This window comes from Mesorhizobium sp. M7A.F.Ca.CA.004.12.1.1 (assembly GCF_003997835.1).
In the GTDB taxonomy this organism is placed as follows: domain Bacteria; phylum Pseudomonadota; class Alphaproteobacteria; order Rhizobiales; family Rhizobiaceae; genus Mesorhizobium.
Genome location: NZ_RZRK01000844.1, coordinates 1 through 2602, shown reverse-complemented (window position 1 = coordinate 2602; position 2602 = coordinate 1). Strand labels below are relative to the sequence as shown.

Sequence of the window (2602 nt, the reverse complement as noted above, 5' to 3'; positions counted from 1 at the left end):
GCGGATCGACTGATCGCGTAGGTGCCTTCGCTTCATCCGCTTCAGGATCATGTCGTCGCCCGATTGCAGCGACAGATGCAGATGCGGCATCAGCCTGGGCTCGGTGGCGATGGCATCGAGCAAATCGTCGTCAGCTTCGATCGAATCGATCGACGACAGCCGCAGCCGCTTCACGTCGGGCACCTGTTTCAGGATTGTTTTCACCAGTTTGCCGAGCTTCGGCGCCCCCGGCAGATCGGCGCCGAATGATGTCATGTCGACGCCGGTCAGCACGATCTCGGCATAGCCGTTGCCGGCGAGCCGCTTGACCTGCTCGACCACGGCGCCCATCGGCACCGAGCGCGAATTGCCGCGGCCGTAGGGAATGATGCAGAAGGTGCAGCGGTGGTCGCAGCCATTCTGCACCTGGACGAAGGCGCGCGCCCGGCCCTCGATGGCGTCGACCATGTGGCCTGCGGTCTCACGCACCGAAAAGATATCGTTGACGCGCGCCTTCTCGGTGTCGTTGACGCCGAAATCCGGCAGCGCGCGATAGGAATTGGCGTTCAGCTTCTCTTCATTGCCAAGCACGAGATCGACCTCGTCCATGGCGGCGAATTTTTCAGGCTCGGTCTGCGCGGCGCAGCCGGTGACGATGATGCGTGCCCGTGGGTTGTCGCGGCGGGCCTTGCGGATCGCCTGCTTGGCCTGGCGCACTGCTTCGCCTGTCACGGCGCAGGTGTTGAAGATCAAAGCGCCGCCTTCCAGCGCGCCCAGACCGGCACTTTCAGCCTCGCGGCGCATCACCTGCGATTCATAGGTGTTGAGCCGGCAGCCGAAGGTGACGACATCGATGCCCTTGGACACCGGGCTCTTGGGCAGAGCGGACATCAGGCCGCGCTTTCGGTGTCGCGGGCCCATGTCCCGTTCGACGGGTCGAAGCTGCCGGAAAATTCCCATTCGGCGGCGCCGGTCAGCACCACATGGTCATCGTCGCGCCATTCGACATGCAGCGTACCGCCGCCTGGCGTCAACAGGCTAACGCTGCGGCCGGTCCGGTTGGTGCGGGCCGCGGCCACCACGGCCGCGCAGGCGGCCGAGCCGCAGGCCTTGGTCAGTCCGGCGCCGCGCTCCCAGGTGCGGATGATCATGGTTTCGGGCGAAGTAACCTGAGCGATGGTGATGTTGGCGCGCTCGGGGAACATCGGATGGTTCTCGAGCAGCGGGCCGAAGCGGTCGAGCTCATAGGACCAGACGTCATTGTCGACCCAGAAGATGGCGTGCGGATTGCCCGTCGAGACGACCGAGGGGGAATGCAGCACCGGCGCGTCGATCGGGCCGATCTGCAGCTCGATCATGCGGGTGTCGCGGAATTCCTCGGCCAGCGGGATATCCTGCCAGCCGAAGCGTGGCGTGCCCATATCGACCGAGATCGAGCCGTCGGCATGTTCGCGCGCATTGAGGATGCCCGCCACGGTTTCGAAGGTGAAGATCTTCTGGCCGGTCTCGGCGGCGAGCGCCTGGACGACGCAGCGCATGCCATTGCCGCAGGCCTGCGCGCCAGTTCCGTCGGAATTCAATATGTCGATGAAAAAGGCGGTGCCCGGCGTCCTTGCGTCGTGGATCGCCATGATCTGGTCGAAGCTGGTCGCGGCATCGGCGTTCAGCGCAATCGCCGCCGCCCCCGTCACTCGATCGGCACGGCCGCGCATATCGGCAACGATGATCTCGTTGCCGATGCCGTTCATCTTGGCGAAAGGGGCAGTGCTGGCCATTGCTCCGGAAATCCGTGTCCGTTTGGCGCTATATGGCGGAAACGGGCAGGAATTACCAGTGCGCAGCCGCTTGGTCACGGCGAAAGCGCCGGACTCACGTGACGGCGAAAATGCCCAGCACCACCAGCAGGAAGATGATCAGAACGATGCCGATAAGGATCCGCGCGCCGGTGGCGGCGGCACCTGCCAGCGCCGGCATGCCGAGCAGGCTGGCTGCGGCGGCGACGATCAGGAGAATGATGATCCATTTGAGCATGGCAATGCCTCGCAAACCGACAGATTTTTCAACCACTTGAAAACGCGGTTGCCGCGCTGGGGTTCCGTCGAAACCGATGCGGATCAGGGCGCTATGTGCTCCGGCACATCCCAGACCTCGCCCGGCCGCAAGGCGCGAAAGCGCTCGCGCGGGATGCCTTGATCGTCAAGCGCCTCGGTCAATTTGCGCGCAGGCTCGTCGATCGGCTCGTCGGTGAGCTGGAAGGTGCCCCAATGACAGCCGGCGGCATGGGCGGCATTGCACAGCGTCATGCCTTGCACCGCCTCCTCCGGATTCTGGTGCTGCGGCGCCATGAACCAGCGCGGCTCATAGGCGCCGATCGGCAGGATGGCGAAGCGGAAACCGCCATGTTTCTCAGCCATCAGCCGGTAGTTGATGCCATTGTGAAAGCCGGTATCGCCGGCGAAATAGAGCTTGCTGTCAGGCGTTTCGACGACGAAGCCGGCCCACAGCGCCATGCGCCGGTCGCGGGCGCCACGCGCCGACCAGTGATGCACCGGCTCGACATGGACGGCGGCGCCATCGCCGATCCCGACCCTGTCGCCCCAGTCATGCGCCGACAGTCGCATGC

The 2602-nt window shown here is 64.6% G+C and carries 4 protein-coding genes; all 4 read right to left on the bottom strand.

Annotation, left to right across the window (positions count from 1 at the left end; genetic code table 11):
- The coding region (locus tag EN984_RS30595) for a radical SAM protein (protein WP_127384188.1) at nt 1-870 on the bottom strand (870 nt) is incomplete at its 3' end.
- On the bottom strand, nt 870-1754 hold the full coding sequence (gene dapF / locus EN984_RS30590) for a diaminopimelate epimerase (protein ID WP_127268401.1): 885 nt from the start codon (nt 1752-1754) through the stop codon (nt 870-872). The genes dapF and EN984_RS30595, both read right to left, overlap by 1 nt.
- A 94-nt stretch (nt 1755-1848) precedes the next feature.
- Entirely contained in the window at nt 1849-2010 is a 162-nt protein-coding gene (locus EN984_RS30585) for a DUF1328 family protein (protein WP_013528842.1), read from the bottom strand.
- Nucleotides 2011-2093: 83 nt separating this feature from the next.
- Nucleotides 2094-2602 (bottom strand): MBL fold metallo-hydrolase (locus EN984_RS30580; protein ID WP_245480149.1); only part of this gene is annotated, 509 nt, incomplete at its 5' end.